A 23,171-nucleotide genomic window follows, 5' to 3' on the forward strand; every position below is an offset into this window, starting at 1 on the left:
CGCATCGGCGTGGATTTTTTTCAGGTAGCTAAACCTTAAACGTTGAACAGGAAGTTCATTACATCGCCATCTTTAACGATGTAATCTTTCCCTTCTGCACGCATCTTGCCCGCTTCTTTCGCGCCTTGCTCACCTTTGTAGGTGATGAAGTCTTCAAACGCGATAGTCTGCGCACGAATAAAGCCTTTCTCGAAATCGGTGTGGATTTTACCCGCTGCCTGTGGAGCGGTTGCGCCTACAGGGATAGTCCAGGCACGCACTTCTTTCACGCCAGCGGTGAAGTAGGTTTGCAGGTTCAGCAGTTCATAACCGGCGCGGATCACGCGGTTCAGACCTGGCTCTTCCAGGCCCAGCTCGGCCATGAACTCTTCACGGTCGGCATCGTCCAGCTCGGCGATATCGGATTCTACCGCGGCACAGACCGCTACCACCACAGAGCCTTCGGCTGCCGCGATTTCGCGCACTTTGTCGAGGTATGGGTTGTTTTCAAAACCGTCTTCGTTGACGTTAGCAATGTACATGGTTGGCTTCAGGGTCAGGAAGCTCAGGTATTTGATCGCCGCTTTGTCTTCTTCCGTCAGGTTTTTCAGCGCGCGCAGCATGCCGGCGTTTTCCAGCTGTGGCAGGCATTTTTCCAGCGCGGCCTGTTCTGCTTTCGCGTCTTTGTCGCCACCTTTGGCTTTCTTCTGCACGCGATGCAGGGCGCGCTCGCACGTGTCGAGGTCAGACAGGGCCAGTTCGGTGTTGATGACTTCGATATCGTCAGCTGGATCCACTTTGTTGTTCACGTGGATGATATTGTCGTTTTCAAAGCAACGGACAACGTGGCCAATGGCTTCGGTTTCACGGATGTTGGTCAGGAACTGGTTGCCCAGGCCTTCGCCTTTGGACGCGCCTTTCACCAGGCCTGCAATGTCCACGAACTCCATGGTGGTTGGCAGAATACGCTGCGGCTTAACGATCTCCGCGAGCTGGTCCAGACGCGGATCGGGCATTGGCACGACACCGGTGTTTGGCTCGATGGTGCAGAACGGGAAGTTAGCCGCTTCGATGCCCGCTTTAGTCAGCGCGTTAAACAGGGTGGATTTGCCAACGTTAGGCAGACCAACGATACCGCATTTGAATCCCATTTCTGAATCACCTTAATGTCTTGATATTCAACACGTTAACATTAACGAGTCGAAGAAAAGTAAATAACTACGCCTATTATACACGTAACCCGCAGCGTGCGGGGCAAAAAAGGCGCCGCGCCCCGGTTATTGCGCTTTAAAAGCGTGCAAACGGTTGGTGGCTTTGGTTAAGCCATCCTGCAGCCAGATTTCGGTGCAACGCGCCGCTTCGTCTACCGCTTCGTCGATCAGTTTCTGTTCGGAAACCGGAGGCTTACCGAGTACAAAGCCAACAACTTTGTTTTTATCGCCCGGATGACCAATACCGATGCGCAAACGGTGAAAATTAGGGTTATTGCCCAGTTTGCTGATGATGTCTTTTAGACCGTTATGCCCACCGTGACCGCCGCCGAGTTTGAATTTTGCGACACCCGGAGGAAGATCCAGTTCGTCATGCGCAACCAGGATCTCATCCGGGTTGATACGGTAGAAGGTCGCCAGCGCGGCCACGGCTTTGCCGCTTAAATTCATAAACGTGGTCGGCACCAGCAGACGCACATCCGCTCCGGCCAGGTTTACGCGAGAGGTATACCCGAAGAATTTCGCTTCTTCGCGCAGGGGAGCGCGCAACCGTTCGGCCAGCAGATCAACATACCAGGCGCCCGCGTTGTGGCGGGTAGCCGCATATTCCGCGCCGGGGTTGGCCAGGCCGACAATCAGTTTAATCGTCACGTTTTTGTTCCTGAAAGTGCTAAGTCTGGCGCGTAGTGTACTGTCTGCCGCGTCGCTTGACAAAATTCTGCACGCCGTTACGTAGAACCTGAATAGTACCCGGTTTGAACAATTAGAATTTCATGCAACTCAAGGGTTTATTTGTAAAGTTTTGTTGCCCGGATGTGCGTAAATGTGATCCCTCACGCAATCAGGCCCAGGGGTGGTGTCTATACTTTACACACAAGGATTAGGGAGATTATTCCCCTGCAACCCAAAGCTACGGAGGTGACACATGAAACGCAGAAACGCTTCGTTACTCGGTAACGTGCTAATGGGGTTGGGATTGATGGTTATGGTGGTTGGCGTCGGGTATTCCATTTTAAACCAGCTGCCGCAACTTGACCTGCCGCAATACTTTGCGCATGGCGCGGTCCTGAGCATCTTCCTGGGTGCCGTATTGTGGCTGGCGGGTGCTCGCGTCAGCGGTCACGAGCAGGTTTGCGACAAATACTGGTGGGTGCGCCACTACGACAAGCGCTGCCGTCGCGATCAGCATAAGCACAGCTAAAGTGCTCACCAATGAACACCGAAACGGCTCCTTCTGGAGTCGTTTTTTTTGCATCACGTATTGACCCTCACGTAACGTAAGGCCCCAGAGTGACGCCACTGGTATAAGAAGGAGCCGTTATGTTAATTCAGGTCGGAGAACTGGCAAAACGTGCCGGGATCACCGTGCGCACCTTGCACCACTATGAGCAAACAGGATTGTTGCTGCCTTCTGCCAGAAGCGCGGCAGGGTACCGGCTCTATAATCTGGCCGATGTTCAACGCCTGCATATGATTCAGGCGCTGGCAAAGGCAGGGCTGGAACTTGCTGAAATCCGGGATTTTCTGGAAAAAGATTCCCTCACGTTATCGGAACTGCTCGACGCGCAAATCCGTCTGCTGGATAAGCAGGTGCGCAGCATTACCACGCTACGCGACAGGCTTGTTGATTTACGCACCGGGCTTGATACCCGTGAGGATCTCGATCTGGAGTCCTGGCTACAGACTCTGGAGTTAATGAACATGTACGATCGCTGGTTTAGTAAAGAAGAGTTACAGCAGTTGCCCTTTGCAATGCACAAAGAGGCATTGGCAGAGATCTGGGCCGCTCTGGTAGTGGAGGTGAAAACCCTGCTGAAGAACAATGTTGAGGTCTCTGATCCCAGGGCGCAGGATCTGGCCACGCGCTGGATGGTGCGCCTTGAGCAGGACACGGCGGGCAAACCGGCGTTTCTGACCCGTCTCAACGAGATGCACAACGTCGAGGCGCAGATGCGCGAGCAAACGGGTATCACGACAGAGATAATGGATTACATAACCCAGGCATTTGCGGAATCAAAACTCGCCATCTGGCAAAACTACCTCTCACCGGAGGAGATGGCGTTTACCCGGGCGCACTATTTTGATCGCATGATGGAGTGGCCACCGCTGGTGGCGAAGCTGCACCGGGCCGAGTCAGAAGCGCTGGAACCCGCCTCTGACGCCGCGCAACAGCTGGCCGAGAACTGGCTGGAACTGTTCCAGTCTTATGCGGGAACCAACCCCGTGACGCAGCAGAAATTTCGTCAGGCGATGCAGCAGGAGCCGCATCTGATGAAAGGGACCTGGATGACGCCTGCTGTCCTTGCATGGCTCCAGCAGGCGATAAGTATCATGATGCAGCGGCGGATGTCACAAATCCGCTAACGCGGCCTCGCGGTTCGGATAGAAGGCCAGACGACCGGCAATAGGTTGCACTCCTGCGCGCGCCATGGTGCGCAGGGGCTGGAACTCGAGATTACTCACCCGCAGTTCACAGCCTTCCGGCAGGCGTTGCACAAAGCGCTGGAAGGCGTCCAGCCCGCCCGCATCCAGCACCGGCACTGCATCCCATTTCAGCACCACAATCCGCTTACCCGTAATGCGCGACTCCAGATCGCTGAACAGGCCTTCGGCGGCGGCAAAGAACAGGGGGCCGATCACCCGCAGCACCAGCACATCGTCCGGAACCGTGACGTTAACCGCTGCCAGACGGGTCATGCGGGCGATACGGCGCATAAACAGCAGCGAGGCCAGCACAATCCCGACGCTTATCGCGATCACCATGTCAAACAACACGGTCAGCGACATGCAGATCAGCATCACGATGATGTCGTCCTTCGGTGCGCGGCGCAGCAGGTTCACCACTTTGTGCGCCTCACTCATGTTCCACGCCACCATCAGCAGCAGGGCCGCCATGGCCGACAGCGGTAACCATGAGAGCAGGGGAGCCAGCACCAGCAGGGCGAGGATCACCAGTACCGAGTGGATCACCGCCGAGACCGGGGAGGTTGCCCCGGCGCGTACGTTCGCCGCCGAGCGGGCAATGGCTGCGGTCGCCGTGATCCCGCCGAAGAACGGCGCGATAATATTCCCCAGCCCCTGACCGACCAGCTCGCTGTTGGCTTTGTGTTTGGTGCCGGTCATGCCGTCCAGCACCACCGCGCAGAGCAACGACTCAATCGCCCCCAGCATTGCCATTGAAAAGGCGGCGGGCAGAAGGGCGCGCAGGGAATCCCAGCTTAAGGTGAAGCTGGATCCGGGCAGATTCCAGGGCAGTACCAGCTGCGGCAGAAGCTGCGGGATACCGTTCCCCTGGGAACCATCCGCCAGGACATAGTGGAATTGCGAGCCGATAGTGGCCACGTGGCCGCCCAGCAGGTTCACCACGCCCATCACCGCACAGCCCAGCAGCAGAGCAGGCAGATGGCCGGGCAGGCGAATGCCCAGGCGCGGCCAGAGGATCAGTGTCCCCAGCGTCACCACGCCAATCGCCGCATCGCCCAGGTTTGTCGTCGGCAGCGCCATCGCCAGCGCACCCACTTTTTGCAGGTAGTGCTCTGGCACATGGGCCATCTGCAGGCCGAGGAAATCCTTAATCTGCATGGTGCCGATGGTGATGCCGATCCCGGAGGTAAAGCCCAGGGTCACGGAAAGCGGAATGTACTCAATCAGCCTGCCAAAGCGCGCCAGGCCGAACAGAATCAAAAATACCCCGGACATCAGGGTCGCCACCAGCAGCCCGGCGAGGCCGAACTGCTGGGATACCGGATAGAGGATCACCACAAAGGCTGCGGTCGGCCCGGAGACGCTGAAACGCGACCCTCCGGTCAGGGCAATCACAATCCCGGCGACGGCTGCCGTATACAGGCCGTACTGCGGTGCCACGCCGCTGCCAATCGCCAGCGCCATTGCCAACGGAATGGCAATGATACCGACGGTGATCCCGGCGATAAGGTCACGGGTAAAGCGTGACAGGGTGTATTTCTCTTTCCAGCAGGCGTCGATGAGGGCGCGGAAGGGAAGAACATGAGAGGAAGCGTTTTTCACAATCATTATCCAGTTGCGCATCATCTGTCATATCAATGGCAGGTGAAGGAGGCATTAATCATACAAATGAATACCACAGACAAAAAAACCCGCCGTAGCGGGTTTTCAGACTGCGTCCGATTAGTGTTCGAACATTGCAGAGATCGATTCTTCGTTGCTGATACGACGAATCGCTTCGGCCAGCATCCCGGACAGGGTCAAAGTACGCACGTTTGGCAGCGCTTTGATTTCGTCGCTCAGCGGGATGGTGTCACACACCACAACTTCATCAATGACGGAGTTGCGCAGGTTGTTCACGGCATTGCCGGAGAAGATCGGGTGAGTCGCGTAAGCGAATACGCGTTTTGCACCACGCTCTTTCAGCGCTTCGGCGGCTTTGCACAGAGTGCCGCCGGTGTCGATCATGTCGTCAACCAGCACGCAGTCACGGCCAGCGACGTCACCGATGATGTGCATCACCTGAGAAACGTTAGCGCGTGGACGACGTTTGTCGATGATCGCCATGTCGGTATCGTTGAGCAGTTTAGCGATAGCACGTGCGCGAACCACGCCGCCGATGTCCGGGGAAACCACAATCGGGTTGTCCAGGTTCAGCTGCAGCATATCTTCCAGCAGGATTGGGCTACCAAATACGTTATCAACCGGAACGTCGAAGAAGCCCTGGATCTGCTCGGCATGCAGGTCAACCGTCAGAACGCGGTCAACGCCAACACTGGAGAGGAAATCAGCGACAACTTTAGCGGTAATAGGTACACGTGCGGAACGGACGCGGCGGTCCTGACGGGCATAACCAAAGTAAGGAATAACAGCAGTGATACGGCCAGCGGAAGCACGGCGCAGGGCATCGACCATAACAACCAATTCCATCAGGTTGTCGTTCGTTGGAGCACAGGTGGACTGGATGATGAAAATATCACCACCGCGTACATTTTCGTTAATTTGTACGCTGACTTCGCCATCGCTAAAGCGACCTACGGCGGCGTCGCCAAGAGAAGTGTACAGGCGGTTGGCAATACGTTGTGCTAGTTCCGGGGTGGCGTTACCAGCAAAAAGCTTCATATCAGGCACGAGAAGAACCTCAGGCATGCGTCCAGTGGTGGATAGTTCGCCGTAAACTGTGCGGGCCAGGCGAATGCTATCCAGGCGGTGTATTAAAGAGCGCGATGCAACGTCTGGAACAGGGTGACGTTGTCACCGAAACTCAGGTTGCGCCAGAATGGCCTGCTGCAGCGGGGAGACATTCATACCACGCGCTACGAAACCATGCAGCCACTCTGGAGCCAGCTCGAGCACCTGACGTGCAGCGGATTCCGTATCAAATTCAGCAAAGACACAGGCCCCTGTGCCAGTCAGGCGCGACGGCGCGTATTCTAACAGCCAGGAAAGCGCTTCATCAACCTCGCGAAAACGTTTTCTTGCGATATCCTCGCAATCGTTGCTGAATTCACAGTTTAATAACGTTTCTATTGACCTTATTGGGGTATCGCGCGGAAGGTCTGGATCTTTAAAGATAACCGGGGTCGGAATGCTCACGTCGGGGTGGGCCACCAGGTACCATTTTTCTGCGGGTTCTGCCGGAGAGAGGATCTCGCCCACGCCTTCAGCAAAGGCCGCGTGTCCGCGAACAAACACCGGCACGTCGGCACCGAGTGTTAGCCCGAGCGCGGCCAGTTCATCCACCGACAGGCCACAGCCCCACAGGTGGTTGAGCACCACCAGCACGGTAGCGGCGTTAGAGGATCCACCGCCGAGTCCGCCGCCCATCGGCAGGCGTTTATCGACGCTGATATCCGCACCGCTGCCCGCGGGCAGACGACCGGACTCTTGCCCGGCGCGCATCAGCAGGCGGGCGGCGCGCACGATCAGGTTATCTTCGTCGGCCACGCCGTCCACCGGGGTCAACAGGCGGATCTGCCCGTCCTGACGCAGTTCGATGGAAATGGTGTCGCCGTAGTCTACAAACTGAAACAGCGTCTGTAGGGTGTGATACCCGTCAGCACGCTGTCCGGTAATGTATAAAAAAAGGTTCAGTTTTGCGGGCGAAGGCCAGTGGGTCATCATTTGACAATCCAGTTATCCATCTTCAGCTTGATGCGCTGGCTGCCCTCGGTCAGCTCCAGACTGGACGGCAGGGCCGGTTTGCTGTTGCTGTCGTAACCGCCGTACACCACTTTCCAGCTTTTACCGTTCTGGCTGTAGTTCACTTCGCTCAGGCGATACTGGTCATCGAGTTTATAGTCGGTGGCGTCGCCCGGCAGGCCGAGGATCCACTGGCGCAGGCTGGTAATAGGAATAGGCATCCCGGTCAGCTTGCCGATCATCTCTTCGGCATCGGTACCGGTATATTTCTGCCCTTTATTGTCGGTGACCTGTGCGCTGCCCGGCTGGGCAATCAGCTCCATTTCGGTGCTGCCCAGCGGGTTCAGCAGCAGCAGGCGATAGCGATCCTGGCCGGTCTGCTGCCAGAAGAAACGGGCATACACTTTCTGCTGATCCGACAGATAAGCAAAGGCGCCGCGGGTTTGATACTGGTTTAACGCACGCACCGCTTGCTGGTGCTGGCGCCACTGTGGCGAATCCGGGCTTTTGCCCGGTCCTTTAGGCGGTGTAATGGAACATGCGGTCAGCACCAGCGCGGCCAGGGGCAGCAGGCGAATCAGTCTGGTCATAATGATGACAAATCCTTGAGATACGTGGCAGTTATAGTTCTTAATGCTAGCGCCCGTATGCCGCAGCGTCTACGCTCAAGTTATCCTAAATCATAGAATTAACCTTCATACTTCATGTTGCAGATGCGTTGGCGGCATAACGAACTTTTTTGGTGAATATGAACTGATAACCTATTACTCCGAAAGGGGGCAGTCTCTTTTATTGATCTCGCGCATCCTGTATGATGCGGCCTGCTAACCTTATTAACGCTGGTACTACTCCCGCTCATATGACCCTTTTAGCACTCGGTATTAATCACAAAACAGCCCCGGTTTCACTGCGAGAACGTGTGACGTTTGCGCCGGATACGCTCGACCAGGCGCTGGAAAGTCTGCTTGCCCAGCCGATGGTGCAGGGGGGCGTGGTGTTGTCAACGTGCAACCGTACTGAGCTTTATCTCAGCGTTGAAGAGCAGGACAACCTGCACGAAGCGCTGATTCGCTGGTTATGCGAGTACCACAATCTGAACGAAGAAGAGCTGCGCAACAGCCTCTACTGGCATCAGGATAACGATGCGGTCAGCCATTTGATGCGCGTGGCCAGCGGTCTTGACTCGCTGGTACTGGGCGAGCCGCAGATCCTCGGGCAGGTTAAAAAAGCTTTTGCCGATTCGCAGAAAGGCCACCTCAAGGCCAGCGAGCTGGAACGCATGTTCCAGAAATCCTTCTCTGTCGCCAAGCGAGTGCGAACCGAAACCGACATTGGCGCCAGTGCCGTTTCGGTTGCTTTCGCTGCCTGTACCCTGGCGCGACAAATTTTCGAATCCCTCTCCACGGTCTCTGTGTTGCTGGTGGGCGCGGGCGAAACCATCGAGCTGGTCGCACGCCATCTGCGCGAGCACAAAGTGAAGAAGATGATTATCGCCAACCGTACCCGCGAACGCGCCCAGACGCTGGCGGATGAAGTCGGTGCGGAGGTGATCGCCCTGAGCGACATCGACGCCCGTCTGCACGAGGCGGATATCATTATCAGTTCCACTGCCAGCCCGCTGCCGATCATCGGTAAAGGCATGGTGGAGCGCGCCCTGAAATCCCGCCGTAATCAGCCGATGCTGCTGGTAGACATTGCCGTTCCGCGCGATGTCGAGCCTGACGTCGGCAAACTGGCGAACGCCTATCTGTACAGCGTGGACGATCTGCAGAGCATCATTTCGCACAACCTTGCCCAGCGTAAAGCGGCAGCGGTGCAGGCCGAGACCATTGTTGAGCAGGAAACCAGCGAATTTATGGCCTGGCTGCGCGCGCAAAGCGTCAGCGAGACCATTCGCGAGTACCGCGGTCAGGCGGAACAGGTCCGTAATGAATTGACTGCCAAAGCGATGGCGGCCCTCGAACAGGGCGGCGATCCGCAGGTCATCATGCAGGAACTGGCATGGAAACTGACCAATCGCCTGATCCATGCCCCAACCAAATCACTTCAACAGGCCGCCCGTAACGGGGACGACGAACGCCTGAACATTCTGCGCGACAGCCTCGGGCTGGAATAGCGCGCCATACCCATTTTATTATTATAAGGTGCACTTACGCCTATGAAGCCCTCTATCGTCGCCAAACTGGAAGCATTGCACGAGCGCCATGAAGAAGTTCAGGCGCTGCTCGGCGATGCCGCAACCATTGCCGACCAGGAACGTTTTCGCGCCCTGTCGCGCGAGTATGCTCAATTAAGCGATGTTTCACGCTGCTTTACCGACTGGCAACAGGTTCAGGAAGATATCGAAACCGCGCAGATGATGCTCGATGACCCGGAAATGCGTGAGATGGCGCAGGAAGAGTTGCAGGAAGCCAAAGTTCGCGCGGAAGAGATGGAGCAACAGCTGCAGGTGCTGCTGCTGCCGAAAGACCCGGACGATGAGCGCAACGCCTTTGTCGAAGTCCGCGCCGGAACCGGCGGGGATGAGGCGGCCCTGTTTGCCGGCGATCTGTTCCGCATGTACAGCCGCTATGCCGAATCCCGCCGCTGGCGCGTGGAGATCATGAGCGCCAACGAAGGCGAGCACGGCGGTTATAAAGAAGTGATCGCCAAAATCAGCGGCGAGGGTGTGTACGGTCGCCTGAAGTTTGAATCCGGCGGCCATCGTGTGCAGCGCGTACCGGCCACCGAATCCCAGGGCCGTATCCACACGTCCGCCTGCACCGTGGCGGTGATGCCTGAGTTGCCGGAAGCCGAGCTGCCGGACATCAACCCGGCGGATCTGCGTATCGATACCTTCCGATCTTCCGGCGCGGGCGGTCAGCACGTCAACACCACCGATTCCGCGATCCGTATTACCCACCTGCCAACCGGCATTGTGGTGGAGTGTCAGGACGAACGTTCCCAGCACAAAAACAAAGCCAAAGCGCTGTCGGTGCTGGGCGCGCGTATTCACGCAGCAGAAATGGCAAAACGCCAGCAGGCCGAAGCGTCGACCCGTCGCAACCTGCTGGGCAGCGGCGATCGCAGCGATCGCAACCGCACCTACAACTTCCCGCAGGGCCGCGTGACCGACCACCGTATCAACCTGACCCTCTACCGTCTGGATGAGACCATGGAAGGCAAGCTGGATTCACTGATTGAACCTATCGTGCAGGAGTACCAGGCCGATCAGCTGGCGGCGCTGGCAGAGCAGGATTAATGGATTTTCAGCACTGGCTACAGCAGGCGGTAAGCGAGCTGGCGGGAGGCGAAAGCCCCCGTCGCGACGCGGAGATCCTGCTCGGGCATGTGACCGGGAAAGCACGGACTTACATTCTCGCCTTTGGCGAAACAGAGCTAACCGCCGACCAGCAAGCCCGGCTTGAACCGCTCCTGGCCCGTCGTAAAACCGGCGAGCCGGTGGCACACCTGGTGGGGGAGCGTGAGTTCTGGTCGCTGCCGCTATATGTCTCTGCAGCCACCCTGATCCCCCGTCCCGACACCGAGTGTCTGGTGGAACAGGCGCTGGCGAGATTGCCCGCTGCGCCTGCGCGCATTCTTGATTTAGGCACCGGCACCGGGGCCATTGCCCTGGCGCTGGCCAGTGAACGCCCGGACTGTCAGGTCACTGCGGTAGATGTCATGCCCGATGCGGTGGCGTTGGCCCAACGCAATCTTGAGCGCCTGGCGTTGCCAAATGTGACGGTGCTGCACAGCAGCTGGTTCACCGCGCTTGCCGACCGGCAGTTTGAAATGATCGTCAGTAACCCGCCCTATATTGATGAAGCGGATCCCCATCTCGCCGAAGGGGATGTGCGTTTCGAGCCGCTCAGCGCGCTGGTTGCCGCCGATCAGGGGCTGGCCGATCTCAGCTATATCATTACTCAGTCTCGTCACCATCTGGTTTGCGGCGGCTGGCTGCTGCTGGAGCACGGCTGGACCCAGGGCGAAGCCGTGCGTACGCTCTTTTTGCAGGCAGGTTTTGACCAGGTTGAAACCTGTCGTGATTATGGCGGGAATGAGCGCCTGACCGCAGGCAAGCTGCCATGAATAGCTTCTCTGTGCTGATCGCCTTGCATTTGGCCGCCGTCACCCTGACCATCAGTTTTTTCGCGCTGCGTTACTGGTGGCGTTACAGCAATAATCAGCTGATCAACGCCCGCTGGGTGCGGGTACTGCCGCACTGCATCGATACCGTTCTCTTTGTGTCGGGGGCAGGATTAATGTGGGTGACGGGTTATCTGCCATTTACTGATAACGGTACATGGCTGACTGAAAAGCTGTTTGGCGTTATCATCTACATCGTTTTGGGTTTTATTGCGCTGGGGCGTCATCGTCCGCGCAGCCAGCAGGTGGGGTTTATCGCCTTTCTGCTGGGGCTGGTGGTGCTGTACATCATCATTAAACTCGCCACCACAAGAATACCGTTACTGGGGTAAGTCATGGAGTCCTTGGCCGATTTCGAATTTAACAAAGTGCCGTTGTGCGATGGAATGATCAAAGTATCAGAGATGATCCGCGATGATTTTATTTCACAATACGTCTACGACGAGCTGGAGAATCTGGTGAGTCTGGCGCGTGAAGAGATTAATCAGGCGCGCCCGCAGGACTGGCAACTGGAGAAACTGATTGAGCTGTTCTACGGCGAATGGGGCTTTTGCGATACGCGTGGCGTGTATCGGCTCTCCGATGCGCTGTGGCTCGATCAGGTACTGAAAAACCGTCAGGGTAGCGCTGTCTCCCTGGGGGCCATTTTATTATGGGTGGCGCACCGCCTGGATATCCCGCTGGTGCCGGTCATCTTCCCGACGCAGATGCTGCTGCGCGCCGAGTGGCTTGATGGTGAAATGTGGTTAATCAACCCGTTCAATGGCGACACCCTCGACGATCACACGCTGGATGTCTGGCTGAAGGGCAACATCAGCCCAATGGCAGAGCTGTACAACGAAGATCTGGACGAAGCGGATAACGCTGAAGTGGTGCGCAAGCTGCTGGACACCTTAAAGTCGGCGCTGATGGAAGAGCGGCAGATGGAGCTGGCGCTGCGTGCCAGCGAGGTGCTGCTGCAGTTTAACCCGGAAGATCCGTATGAGATCCGCGACCGCGGTCTGATCTACGTCCAGCTTGAGTGTGACCACGTTGCGCTGACTGATTTGAGTTATTTCGTTGAGCAGTGCCCGGAAGATCCTATCAGCGAGATGATTCGCGCGCAGATTAATTCCATCGCGCATAAACAGATTACACTGCATTAATCTTAATTCCGATTCACCCCTGAATAAGGCGATCCTATGAAACAAAAAGTGGTTAGCATTGGCGATATCAACGTGGCGAACGACCTGCCGTTCGTGCTGTTCGGCGGCATGAACGTTCTGGAATCCCGCGATCTCGCGATGCGTATCTGCGAACACTACGTGACCGTGACCCAGAAGCTGGGCATTCCGTATGTGTTTAAGGCCTCTTTTGACAAAGCCAACCGCTCCTCTATTCGCTCTTACCGTGGCCCAGGCCTGGAAGAGGGGATGAAGATTTTCCAGGAGCTGAAGCAGACCTTTGGCGTGAAAGTGATCACCGACGTCCATGAAGCAAGCCAGGCGCAGCCTGTAGCCGACGTTGTCGATGTGATTCAGCTGCCAGCCTTCCTTGCGCGTCAGACCGACCTGGTTGAAGCGATGGCGAAAACCGGTGCAGTGATCAACGTAAAAAAACCGCAGTTCGTTAGCCCGGGCCAGATGGGGAACATCGTCGATAAGTTTATCGAAGGCGGTAACGACCAGGTGATCCTGTGCGACCGTGGTGCCAACTTCGGTTATGACAACCTGGTTGTGGATATGCTGGGCTTCAGCGTGATGAAGAACGTTTCTAACCAGTCGCCAGTGATCTTCGACGTAACGCACGCTCTGCAGTGCCGCGACCCGTTTGGCGCAGCCTCCGGCGGCCGTCGTGGTCAGGTGACTGAACTGGCGCGCGCCGGTATGGCTACCGGCCTGGCGGGGCTGTTTATCGAAGCCCACCCGGATCCAGCCAACGCAAAATGCGATGGCCCGTCTGCGCTGCCGCTGGATAAACTGGAACCGTTCCTGAAACAAATCAAAGCCATTGACGACCTGGTTAAGAGCTTTGATGAGCTGGATACCAGCAACTAATTAAGAACCACCCCATAAAAGCAAAACGGCAACCTGAGGTTGCCGTTTTTTTTGTGTTCTTCCTCACCCTGCGGGAGAGGAGAGACTGGAAGCATCAGGCAAATATCGTCATCAAATAGGCCGCAAATAGTGCCATATGCGCAGCGCCGTTAAGCACATTGGTGCGCCCGGTTGAAAACGAAATCTGGCACAGCAGCAGCGACGCCACCATCACAATCATCTCCGGTGCCCCCAGGCTGAACTGCAGTTCATTGCCGGTGAGGAAGGCGATCAGCGTCACTACCGGAACGGTCAAAGAGATGGTCGCCAGCACCGAACCAAAGAACAGGTTCATTGCGCGCTGCACCTGATTGTTCAGCACAGCACGCAGCGCGCCCAGACCTTCAGGAGACAGGATTAACAGAGCCACCAGGAAACCGGTAAAGGCCACCGGCGCGTTCAGTTCGGTCAGCAGCGTTTCCAGCGGGGCCGCATTCATCTTGGTCACCGCAATCACCGCAATCAGATGCACGATCAGCCAGAGGGTATGCCAGAGGTTGCTGTGCGCGGACGGCTTGCCGTGATGCGGGTCATCGTCGTCGCCCTCATCTTCATGCTCATACACAAACAGGCTCTGGTGCGTTTTAGTCTGAATAAGCAGAAACACGCCATACATGGCCGCTGAGATCAGCGCTACCAGCAGAGCCTGGCCGGTGGAGAAGTTAGCGCCCGGCAGCGCCATCGGGAACACCAGCACGATAATCGCCAGCGGGAAGAGGGCGATGAGATACTGCTTAATACCAAACAGGTTCACGTACTGGGTAGCAAATTTGCGCCCGCCCAGCAGCAGTGAGAAGCCGACCAGTCCCCCGGTGACAATCATAATGATGGAGTAGAGCGTATCACGCATCAGGGTAGGTGCCGCATCGCCGGTGGCCATCAGGGCAGAAATGAGGCTTACTTCGAGAATAACGACGGAAAGACTTAAAATCAGCGAGCCGTAAGGCTCTCCCAGGCGGTGAGCCAGCACGTCGGCATGACGGACAACGCTGAAGGCGCTGCTCAGAATACCAACAAGTGCAAGGATATTAATGCCGATGACCACTGGCAGCGACTGACTACTTCCCCAGAAGAGCAGCACGGCCAGTGCCAGCACCGGGAAAATGAGAGACGTCTCCTTGTGACGGGTTTTCACCGTCTCGTGTGCGGTTGTCATGTGATTCTCCAGAGTTGCAGGTGCTTGTCATTATAGATAGAAAAAGAGGGCGTTAAATTAACAGATTACCGTTAAATTCTGGTTATCTTTTACCTGATTTTACGGTATTGATAAAATATTGCCTGAAAACCTCATAATAGCTGTTTATTGTTAAATATATTCTTAATAACAGTCAATTAAGAAAAATAGTTACACGATTATCAAATCGACTGGAAGCCTCTGGCATTGTCGACCACACTTATTAATTGATTAAAAAGAGGGGTTTGCTATGCCATATAAATCGAAAAGCGATTTACCAGATAACGTCCAGCATGTTCTGCCAGCCCATGCACAGGAAATTTATAAAGAAGCGTTCAACAGCGCCTGGGATCAATACAAGGATAAAGAAGATCGCCGGGGCGATGCCAGCCGGGAAGAGACCGCCCACCGCGTGGCCTGGGCGGCCGTGAAGAACGACTACGAAAAGGGCGACGATGATAAGTGGCACCCTAAGAAATAGCCTGTTTACACTGGGCTGTGTTTAAAAATTTGCACGCTGCGCGTTAGCTTTTAAGGCGGTTGCGCTGGAGTTGTATTGCACCCGGCGAGTTTATTGCATATCGTCACGTTACTGCTTTCTAATTGAGCAGTAAAAGGACCTGGAAGGTTCATAAAAGTGTGCGCAAGGAAGCAGGCAGTGGCGGAGGTGCAATATGTTAACGCGTGATTTTCTTATGAAGGCCGACTGTAAAACGGCCTTCGGTGCGATTGAAGAATCGCTTCTGTGGTCAGCCGAGCAGCGTGCGGCGTCGCTGGCTGCAACCCTTGCCTGTCGCCCGGACAACGGTCCGGTGTGGCTCTTTGGCTATGGCTCGCTGATGTGGAACCCGGCGCTGGAGTTTGTCGAATCGGCAACCGGCACCCTGCCGGGCTGGCACCGCGCGTTCTGTCTGCGCCTGACCGCCGGTCGCGGTAGCGCCTGCCAGCCTGGACGTATGCTTGCACTGAAAGAGGGCGGACGCACCACGGGCGTGGCCTATCGCCTGCCAGATGCAACCCTGGAAGAGGAGTTGTCCCTGCTGTGGAAGCGCGAGATGATCACCGGCTGCTATATGCCGAGCTGGTGCAAGCTGGAACTTGATGACGGACGCACCGTCAATGCGCTGGTATTCATTATGGATCCGCGCCATCCGCTGTTTGAAGCCGACACCCGTGCGCAGGTCATCGCACCACTGATTGCTGCGGCCAGCGGCCCGCTTGGGACTAACGCCCAATACCTGTTCTCGCTCGATCAGGAGCTGACGCGACTGGGCATGCGGGATGATTGTCTGAATGAGCTGGTATCGCGTGTGCGGGCCTTGCTGGACGGCGCCCAGCCTGACAGCCCGCTGACGCCAGGCTTTGCCTGAAAAAACGCCCGGTAGCTTTCCAGCATACCGGGCGATCTCGCCTCAGGCGGCAACGTAGCTAATGGAGTGCTCAAGCGACTGGCTGTGGCTGTCGATGAGCACCTCCCAGATGCCGGTATAAGGCACCGTGAGCCAGGCGCTATCCCGGTTCTGCACGCTTAGAATATCTGCCTGCGTTTTGCGTGGGGCTTTGTTACTCATCAGATGAATATGACAACGCTCTGAGCAACGTACCACCACCGTATCCCCACCAAACAACTTCAGACTTGCTTTTACCAATGCCATTTTTTTTACCCCTGTATGGAAACAACGCTCTCCTTGCGGTTAATCCTGAGCGTGATGTTGTTCACAATTCACTCATGGCATAACACCAAAGGGGAAGGTCAGGGGTGCTGATTTTGATCAAAAAATGGCATAACCCTTAAACAAAAATGACAATATGCCTGAAAGCGTTCAGCGAGCATCGCTTTACACCGCCTTCAGGCATCGGGTTAACATTAAATGCGGAAATGTCCGGCGGTTTCAGCCAGCTCGCCTGCCTGACCCTGCAGGGCGCTGGCCGCGGCGGCCGACTGCACCACCAGTTCGGCGTTCTGCTGCACCATGCTGTCGAGATGCGTTACCGCCCGGTTGATCTCCTGAATACCTTTCATCTGCTCGCTGGTGGCGACGGTGATCTCTCGCATGATGCCCGACATACTGCCGATGCTGGTGACAATCTCATCCATGCTCTGTCCGGCCAGGTGTACAAAGCGCGAACCGGTCGCCACGCTGTCGGTAGTGGAATCAATCAGGCTTTTAATCTCTTTGGCCGCCTGGGCGCTGCGGCTGGCAAGATTACGTACTTCCCCTGCGACAACCGCAAAACCACGACCCTGTTCACCTGCCCGCGCGGCTTCAACCGAGGCGTTCAGTGCCAGAATATTGGTCTGGAAGGCGATGCCGTCAATCACGCTGGTGATGTCGCCAATTTTGGTGGATGCGGCTTCGATGGACTGCATGGTGGTGATCGCCTGGGAGACGACGCTGCCGCCACGGGTGGCTGCCTCGGAGGCTTTGCCTGCCTGCGCATTGGCAATGGCGGCCGATTCGGTTGACTGGGCGACAGAGGCGGTGATCTGCTCTACAGCGCTGGCGGTTTCGCGCAGGCTGGAGGCGGCCCGCTCGGTGCGGCCAGAGAGATCCTGGTTACCGGCGGCGATCTCCTGAGCGGCGTTTTTCACCGAGGCGCTGGCATCGCGCAGCTGCACCATCACCACCGCGAGCTTGTCACTGAAGGCGTTAAAGGCATGGGCAATCTGCGCCACCTCATCCTCACCTTTCTCCGGCAGACGCTGGGAAAGATCGTTAGTGCCGTTAGCGATGGCATGCATCGCATCGCGAATATCCGACAGGCGTTTCAGCAGGCGGGCAATCACGAAATGAACCACAACGGCACTGAGCAGAACCAGGATCACCAGCGACAGGGAAGAGGCTTTCAGCAGGGTGCGCATCCCGGAGGTCGCATCATCACTGTCAAGGGCGACCACCAGTTGCCACTGGGTCCCGGCTATCGGGGTGGCGGCAAAGGTTTTCGCCGCGTCGTTAAACTGACCTTCGGCGCGCTTTCCGCTTTTCAGGACATTCAGGTCAACGCCGCGGATGACATCGGCAAAGGGTTTCAGGGTCAGGGCAGGATCGTTGGCGGCGATCACTGTGCCGTCGCTGTCTATCAGCAACCCGCTACTGGCCGGCGTTGGATGAATGCCGCGCACGTTGGCAATCACGCTGTCCATCGCCACGTCTCCCGCCAGGACTGCTTTCAGCTCGCCGTTCTCTTTCACCGGGACCGCAAAGGTGACCACCAGCTTTTTGGTTCCGGTATCAACATAAGGGGCGGTAACAATCGCGCGATCCTCGTTTACCGCCTGCTGATACCACGGACGCACCGTGGGATCGTAGTCGGCGGGCACGCCGTCAGGATTGGAGAACTTCGCGGTTTTGCTGGCATAGCCAACATAGACGTTGATAAACCCGCCCGCATGCGCCAGCTGTTTAAACATCGGCACCGGATCGTCGCTCAGGGCTACGCCTTGCAGGGAGTTAATAATGGTGGTTTTGCTGCTAACCCAGTCGGCTATCGCCAGGCTGTGGCTGGCGCTGGTGCTGGCCAGCATGTCGCGTTGCGACTGTTGATTATCCTGACGCGTGACCTGGAAATTAATCACGGTGTTCAAAATGAGCGCGGCGATAAGACATCCGACCGTCGCCGCAATAATACGAGCGCGAATTGACCTGAACATAATTGTTATACCTGCTGTGTTGTTGTAAGAAGCCTATCGGCATCGGGCAGGCAAACTTGATGCTGGAACCGCGCTCATAAGAAAATAATATTTCAGTTAAATCATTATTAGAAAGTTAATAGTTTATCCGCGGATAACGTCCACTGCGCCAGCTCCACCAGGGTGCCGATTTCCACCCCGTCAATCAGCGGCAGGGCGCTAATGCCGCGGCCGTCGGTGCAGGTCTTGCACAGCTTTACCGGCACGTTTTGCGCAGTGAGGATCTCCAGCATCTGCTGGATGTTGTAGCCCTCGGCAGGCTTCTGGCCGCGCAGCCCGGCGGTGACCGCATCGGACATTAAAAACAGGCGCAGATCCAGCTCGCTCTCCTGCTCGCGTAGAGCAATTGCCAGCCGCAGGCTGTTGAACAGGGACTCACTGCCATAGGCCGCGCCATTGGCGACGATCACGATCTTCTGCATCTTGACTCCTGAAAATTAAAAAGGCATGAAAATTGCTTCTCTCTGTCAAACACTGACCCGGAGAGTAAGCATGACGATTATCACCGGCGCCACCGCATGGTTTCAGCACGCCAGACTGATGCGTAAACAGCAGCTGTGCAAACTGGCCCAGTTAGGCCAGCTTGTTAGCCGGATCAGCCATCTTGCACACATGCTACAGTGCGAGCGCGGGGCTTCCAATATCTGGCTCTGCTCACAGGGCACGCTGTATGCCCTGGAGTGTAAAGCCAGCCGCGCACTGGTGGACGATCATCTTAAGGCGCTGCTCCAGGCCCTCGGTACGCCGTTGATGGCCAGCGGCGCCCTCAGCGAGCGGGTCGCAAACGCCCTGCAAAGCCTGGAGCAACTTCCTGCGCTGCGCGAGGCCATTACCGCCTGTGCGCTGCCCGCCGATGTCGCGATGGAGCGCTACAGCCGCACGCTGCGCAACCTGCTCAGTATCGTGCCGCAACTTAACGACAGCATTGACGATCCGCAAATCGCCGGCAGGTTTGTCGCGCTTTACAGCCTGATGCAGGGCAAAGAGCTGGTCGGACAGGAGCGGGCGCTGGGGGCGATAGGCTTCACCCAGGGCTATTTCAGCGATGAGATGCGCCAGACCCTGGTGGACCGCATCGACGGGCAGCAGGCCTGCTTCGACGTTTTTCTCTCCCTGACGCCCGCCAGCCTGCATGACCACTTCACCCTCAGCGTGCCGGGCGCCGAAACTGAACAGCTGCGACGACTGGCCTGCACCCGGCAGCCTGCGGCGGATAAGGGCGTGCTGGCGCTGCACTGGTTTTCGCTCCAGACCGAGCGCCTCGAACACCTGCGCACTCTCGAAGAGATGCAGATTGCCGATCTGATGCTGGCGGTGGAGACGCTGATTGGCCGGGCCGACGACGACCTGCCGGAGGAGCCGTCAACGGAAGAGCCGCTGGCCCTCTATCCGCAAAAGCCGCTCCTGCCGCTGGTGCGCCAGCAGGCGCGGGAGATCGAACAGCTCTCCCGCCAGCTGGCCTCAATGCGCGACACCCTGGAGGAGCGCAAGGTGATCGATAAAGCCAAAAGCGTGCTAATGACCCATCAGCAGATGAGCGAGGAGCAGGCCTGGTGCCAGCTGCGCAAGATGGCGATGGATAAGAACCAGAGAATGGTGGATATCGCCCGGGCGCTACTCACGGTGAAGGCGCTCTGGCAGCAGTAGATGCACTCCCGATGGGCAACCTTTGCATGATTGAGGTGCGCTGCCAGCGCCCGCTATTAAAAAATGCCCGTCTGGCAAGGAGTTAAAAGCTGGCATCCCCTTTGCATTAGATAATTAACAATTTGAGACCACGCGCCAACGGCGGTGCGACGGTCTTCAGGATAAAGGCGTCCTGCAGTGCTTCGGCACTGCCGGGCGCTTTTTTTTGGCTTTTTTTCAGGAGTGAGCATGGTGGAATGGACAAGGCGGCGTTTTTTACAGGCCAGTGCACTGGCAGGCGGGGCGCTGATGTTACCGGGCGTCATGCAGGCCGCATGGGCCGCAGGCTCCGATAAACCGGAACTCGATACGGTGCGGGTGGGTTTCATCCCGCTCACTGACTGCGCGCCGCTGGCGATCGCGGCATATAAAGGTTTCGATAAAAAATATGGCTTCACCCTGGTGCCCACCAAAGAGGCCAGCTGGGCAGCGGTTCGCGACAAGCTGGTGGCCGGGGAGCTGGATGCCGCGCACATTCTCTATGGTCTGCTGTACGGCCTGGAGCTGGGGATCGCCGGTAAACCTAAGCCTATGGCTAACCTGATGACCCTTAACCAGAACGGGCAGGCGATCACCCTGTCGAGCGATCTGGCGCAGCAGGGCGTGCGCGACGGCGAGGGGCTGAAGAGGCTCATCGGCCAACAGGCACCGGGCACGTACACCTTTGCCCATACCTTTCCCACCGGCACCCATGCCATGTGGCTCTACTACTGGCTGGCCAGCGCGGGCATTAACCCCTTTGACGACGTGCGCACCGTAGTGGTGCCGCCGCCGCAGATGGTGATGAACATGCGCATCGGCAATATGGTCGGCTTCTGCGTCGGCGAACCGTGGAACGCCCGCGCTATTAACGATCGCATTGGTTTTACCGCTGCCACCTCCCAGTCCATCTGGCCGGAACACCCGGAAAAAATCCTGGGCACCCGTCGGGAGTGGGTAGAGAGCTATCCCCATACCGCCCGAGCGCTGGTCAGCGCCCTGATGGAGGCGCAGCGCTGGATCGATGCTTCGCCACAGAACAAGCAGGAGACCGCCCAACTGCTGGCCCGCCGCGCCTGGCTCAACACCAAAGAGCAGTACCTCACCGGCCGCATGCTGGGGGAGTACGACAATGGCGTAGGTCAGCGCTGGCAGGATGCCCATCCGATCCGCTTCTTTGAGGATGGGGCGGTCAGCTACCCGTGGCACTCCGACGGGATGTGGTTCTTAACCCAGTTCCGCCGCTGGGGGCTGCTGAAAACCGACCCGGACTACGCCGCCATCGCCCGGCGCATCAACCGCACCGACGTCTGGCAGGACGCTGCCAGCGCGGTGGGAGGCATTCGCGCACCTTCGTCGCCGCTGCGTAGCAGCACCCTGATGGACGGCACCGTCTGGAACGGCACCGATCCGCAGGGGTACGCCAACCGTTTTGCTATTCACCGTACAGGGGCTTGATATGAAAAACGTAAACACCAAAGCGGCACCCGCTGCGCCGGTCAGCGGGGAAGTGATCGCGCTGCCGCCGGTGCAGGTGCGCCGCCGCACTCCCGCTTTTGCCCGCCGGATGAACGACCTGCTGCAACGCCTTATCCCGGCGCTGCTCGGCCTCGGGCTGCTGGTCATCGCCTGGCAACTGGCGGCCATCAACAGCAAAGGCTTCCCGACGCCGCTCAGCACGCTGGATTCGGCCATCACCCTGTTTGCCGATCCGTTCTACCGCGACGGGCCGAACGACATGGGGGTGGGCTGGAACGTACTGGCCTCGCTGCAGCGTGTCGCGATGGGCTTTGGCCTGGCGGCGCTGGTCGGGATCCCGCTGGGCTTTATGATTGGCCGCTTTACCTTTCTGGCGCGCATGTTTAACCCGCTGATTGCCCTGTTGCGCCCGGTCAGCCCGCTGGCCTGGCTGCCGATTGGCCTGCTGCTGTTCCAGAAAGCCGAACCCGCCTCCAGCTGGACCATTTTTATCTGCTCAATCTGGCCGATGGTCATTAACACCGCCGAAGGGGTACGCCGTATTCCCGAGGATTACCTCAACGTGGCGCGGGTGTTACAGCTCTCTGAGTGGACGGTGATGCGCCGCATTCTGTTTCCTGCCGTGCTGCCCGCGGTATTGACCGGGGTGCGCCTCTCTATCGGCATCGCCTGGCTGGTGATTGTCGCCGCCGAGATGCTTACCGGGGGGCTGGGGATCGGCTTCTGGATCTGGAATGAGTGGAACAACCTCAACGTCGAAAACATTCTCATCGCCATCGTCATTATCGGCGTGGTGGGTTTGCTGCTGGAGCAGGGGCTGATGCTCATCGCCCGTCGTTTCAGCTGGCAGGAAAAATAAGGAGTGCACATGAAACCATTAATTCAGGTCCAGGCCGTCAGCCAGCGTTTTTCCACGGCCAGCGGCGAGTTTCTGGCACTGCAGAACGTCTCTTTTGATATCCACGAGGGGGAGACCGTCAGTTTGATCGGCCATTCCGGCTGCGGCAAATCGACACTGCTGAACCTCATCGCCGGTATCACCCTGCCCAGCGAAGGCGGGCTGATCTGCGATAACCGCGAGATCGCAGGCCCGGGGCCGGAGCGGGCGGTGGTGTTCCAGAACCACTCCCTGCTGCCGTGGCTGACCTGCTTCGACAACGTGGCGCTGGCGGTGGATCAGGTGTTCCGCCGCAGCATGAGCAAGGCCGAGCGTCGGGAGTGGATTGAACACAACCTCGATCGGGTGCAGATGGGGCATGCCATCCACAAGCGTCCGGGAGAGATCTCCGGCGGCATGAAGCAGCGGGTCGGCATTGCCCGCGCCCTGGCGATGAAGCCGAAAGTGTTGCTGATGGATGAGCCGTTCGGTGCCCTCGACGCCCTGACCCGCGCCCATCTGCAGGATTCGGTGATGAAAATTCAGCAGGAGCTAAACACCACCATCGTGCTGATTACCCACGACGTTGACGAGGCGGTACTGCTCTCGGATCGGGTATTGATGATGACCAACGGCCCGGCGGCAACGGTAGGGGAGATATTGCGCGTCGACCTGCCGCGCCCGCGTAACCGGGTGCAGCTGGCGGAGGAGAGCCGCTATCACCATATGCGCCAGCAGATCCTCCATTTCCTCTACGAAAAACAGCCGAAAGCGGCCTGAGGAGCAC

The 23,171-nt window shown here is 57.5% G+C and carries 24 protein-coding genes; 14 read left to right on the top strand and 10 right to left on the bottom strand.

Annotated features, from left to right (window positions below; genetic code table 11):
- Window positions 1-35: 35 nt before the first annotated feature.
- Window positions 36-1,130: a redox-regulated ATPase YchF gene (gene ychF / locus C3F35_RS21370; RefSeq protein ID WP_032611353.1), complete on the bottom strand. Its 1,095-nt coding sequence runs from the start codon at window positions 1,128-1,130 to the stop codon at window positions 36-38.
- Window positions 1,131-1,256: 126 nt separating this feature from the next.
- On the bottom strand, window positions 1,257-1,841 hold the full coding sequence (pth, locus tag C3F35_RS21375) for an aminoacyl-tRNA hydrolase (RefSeq protein ID WP_032611351.1): 585 nt from the start codon (window positions 1,839-1,841) through the stop codon (window positions 1,257-1,259).
- A gap of 274 nt (window positions 1,842-2,115) precedes the next feature.
- On the opposite strand from pth, the gene ychH reads away from it, so the two are divergent.
- Window positions 2,116-2,391, top strand: coding sequence for a stress-induced protein YchH (ychH, locus tag C3F35_RS21380; RefSeq protein ID WP_032611349.1), 276 nt, complete (start codon window positions 2,116-2,118; stop codon window positions 2,389-2,391).
- A 119-nt stretch (window positions 2,392-2,510) separates the two neighbouring features.
- Entirely contained in the window at window positions 2,511-3,554 is a 1,044-nt protein-coding gene (locus C3F35_RS21385) for a MerR family transcriptional regulator (protein WP_103792038.1), read from the top strand.
- Here the strand turns inward: C3F35_RS21385 and dauA are convergent.
- The 4 genes from dauA to lolB form a co-directional block, all read right to left on the bottom strand.
- Window positions 3,540-5,216: a C4-dicarboxylic acid transporter DauA gene (dauA, locus tag C3F35_RS21390; protein WP_032611399.1), complete on the bottom strand. Its 1,677-nt coding sequence runs from the start codon at window positions 5,214-5,216 to the stop codon at window positions 3,540-3,542. The genes C3F35_RS21385 and dauA overlap by 15 nt on opposite strands.
- 120 nt (window positions 5,217-5,336) lie before the next feature.
- Complete coding sequence (gene prs / locus C3F35_RS21395) at window positions 5,337-6,284, bottom strand: ribose-phosphate diphosphokinase (RefSeq protein ID WP_003856663.1); 948 nt, start codon at window positions 6,282-6,284, stop codon at window positions 5,337-5,339.
- 123 nt (window positions 6,285-6,407) lie between these two features.
- Entirely contained in the window at window positions 6,408-7,274 is an 867-nt protein-coding gene (gene ispE, locus C3F35_RS21400; protein ID WP_199186136.1) for a 4-(cytidine 5'-diphospho)-2-C-methyl-D-erythritol kinase, read from the bottom strand.
- Entirely contained in the window at window positions 7,274-7,885 is a 612-nt protein-coding gene (lolB, locus tag C3F35_RS21405) for a lipoprotein insertase outer membrane protein LolB (RefSeq protein ID WP_103792036.1), read from the bottom strand. The genes ispE and lolB overlap by 1 nt, the downstream gene beginning before the upstream one ends.
- A 269-nt stretch (window positions 7,886-8,154) precedes the next feature.
- Here lolB and hemA point away from each other — a divergent pair, with 269 nt between their 5' ends.
- From hemA to kdsA, 6 genes are read left to right on the top strand one after another with little or no spacing between them, the layout of a single operon-like run.
- Window positions 8,155-9,411, top strand: a complete 1,257-nt coding sequence (gene hemA, locus C3F35_RS21410; RefSeq protein ID WP_032611343.1) for a glutamyl-tRNA reductase — start codon at window positions 8,155-8,157, stop codon at window positions 9,409-9,411.
- Window positions 9,412-9,453: 42 nt separating this feature from the next.
- On the top strand, window positions 9,454-10,536 hold the full coding sequence (prfA, locus tag C3F35_RS21415; protein WP_032611342.1) for a peptide chain release factor 1: 1,083 nt from the start codon (window positions 9,454-9,456) through the stop codon (window positions 10,534-10,536).
- Complete coding sequence (gene prmC, locus C3F35_RS21420; protein ID WP_103792035.1) at window positions 10,536-11,366, top strand: peptide chain release factor N(5)-glutamine methyltransferase; 831 nt, start codon at window positions 10,536-10,538, stop codon at window positions 11,364-11,366. The genes prfA and prmC overlap by 1 nt, the downstream gene beginning before the upstream one ends.
- Window positions 11,363-11,755, top strand: a complete 393-nt coding sequence (gene sirB2 / locus C3F35_RS21425) for an invasion regulator SirB2 (protein ID WP_032611340.1) — start codon at window positions 11,363-11,365, stop codon at window positions 11,753-11,755. The genes prmC and sirB2 overlap by 4 nt, the downstream gene beginning before the upstream one ends.
- 3 nt (window positions 11,756-11,758) lie before the next feature.
- Window positions 11,759-12,568: an invasion regulator SirB1 gene (sirB1, locus tag C3F35_RS21430; protein WP_032611339.1), complete on the top strand. Its 810-nt coding sequence runs from the start codon at window positions 11,759-11,761 to the stop codon at window positions 12,566-12,568.
- A 36-nt stretch (window positions 12,569-12,604) separates the two neighbouring features.
- Complete coding sequence (gene kdsA, locus C3F35_RS21435) at window positions 12,605-13,459, top strand: 3-deoxy-8-phosphooctulonate synthase (protein WP_059307690.1); 855 nt, start codon at window positions 12,605-12,607, stop codon at window positions 13,457-13,459.
- A 94-nt stretch (window positions 13,460-13,553) separates the two neighbouring features.
- Here kdsA and chaA read toward each other — a convergent pair whose 3' ends face one another.
- Entirely contained in the window at window positions 13,554-14,654 is a 1,101-nt protein-coding gene (gene chaA / locus C3F35_RS21440; protein WP_032611337.1) for a sodium-potassium/proton antiporter ChaA, read from the bottom strand.
- Window positions 14,655-14,922: 268 nt separating this feature from the next.
- Here chaA and chaB point away from each other — a divergent pair, with 268 nt between their 5' ends.
- Both chaB and C3F35_RS21450 read left to right on the top strand, forming a co-directional pair.
- Window positions 14,923-15,153, top strand: coding sequence for a putative cation transport regulator ChaB (chaB, locus tag C3F35_RS21445; RefSeq protein WP_032611335.1), 231 nt, complete (start codon window positions 14,923-14,925; stop codon window positions 15,151-15,153).
- A gap of 193 nt (window positions 15,154-15,346) precedes the next feature.
- The gene (locus tag C3F35_RS21450) at window positions 15,347-16,042 is read left to right on the top strand and encodes a gamma-glutamylcyclotransferase (RefSeq protein WP_032611333.1); all 696 of its coding nucleotides are present in this window, start codon (window positions 15,347-15,349) and stop codon (window positions 16,040-16,042) included.
- 42 nt (window positions 16,043-16,084) lie between these two features.
- Here the strand turns inward: C3F35_RS21450 and C3F35_RS21455 are convergent, their stop codons facing one another.
- The 3 genes from C3F35_RS21455 to ychN form a co-directional block, all read right to left on the bottom strand.
- Window positions 16,085-16,327, bottom strand: a complete 243-nt coding sequence (locus C3F35_RS21455; protein WP_032611330.1) for a DUF1883 domain-containing protein — start codon at window positions 16,325-16,327, stop codon at window positions 16,085-16,087.
- Between the two features lie 212 nt (window positions 16,328-16,539).
- Window positions 16,540-18,324 carry a methyl-accepting chemotaxis protein gene (locus tag C3F35_RS21460; RefSeq protein WP_103792034.1) on the bottom strand — a complete coding sequence of 595 codons (1,785 nt, stop codon included), beginning with the start codon at window positions 18,322-18,324 and terminating at the stop codon, window positions 16,540-16,542.
- A 107-nt stretch (window positions 18,325-18,431) separates the two neighbouring features.
- Window positions 18,432-18,785 carry a DsrE/F sulfur relay family protein YchN gene (gene ychN, locus C3F35_RS21465; protein ID WP_032611323.1) on the bottom strand — a complete coding sequence of 118 codons (354 nt, stop codon included), beginning with the start codon at window positions 18,783-18,785 and terminating at the stop codon, window positions 18,432-18,434.
- 70 nt (window positions 18,786-18,855) lie between these two features.
- Between ychN and nasR the strand changes: the two genes are divergently transcribed.
- From nasR to C3F35_RS21490, 4 genes are all read left to right on the top strand, one after another.
- Entirely contained in the window at window positions 18,856-20,010 is a 1,155-nt protein-coding gene (nasR, locus tag C3F35_RS21470; RefSeq protein ID WP_059307693.1) for a nitrate regulatory protein NasR, read from the top strand.
- A 228-nt stretch (window positions 20,011-20,238) separates the two neighbouring features.
- A complete protein-coding gene (locus C3F35_RS21480) occupies window positions 20,239-21,486 on the top strand; it encodes a CmpA/NrtA family ABC transporter substrate-binding protein (protein WP_032611314.1) in 1,248 nt (415 codons plus the stop codon).
- Window position 21,487: 1 nt separating this feature from the next.
- Window positions 21,488-22,366 (top strand): nitrate ABC transporter permease, encoded by an 879-nt coding sequence (gene ntrB / locus C3F35_RS21485; protein WP_032611312.1) that lies wholly within the window; start codon window positions 21,488-21,490, stop codon window positions 22,364-22,366.
- 9 nt (window positions 22,367-22,375) lie between these two features.
- A complete protein-coding gene (locus C3F35_RS21490; RefSeq protein ID WP_032611310.1) occupies window positions 22,376-23,164 on the top strand; it encodes an ABC transporter ATP-binding protein in 789 nt (262 codons plus the stop codon).
- The last annotated feature ends 7 nt before the right edge of the window (window positions 23,165-23,171 follow it).

It is taken from the genome of Leclercia sp. LSNIH3 (genome assembly GCF_002935105.1).
Classification (GTDB): domain Bacteria; phylum Pseudomonadota; class Gammaproteobacteria; order Enterobacterales; family Enterobacteriaceae; genus Enterobacter; species Enterobacter adecarboxylatus.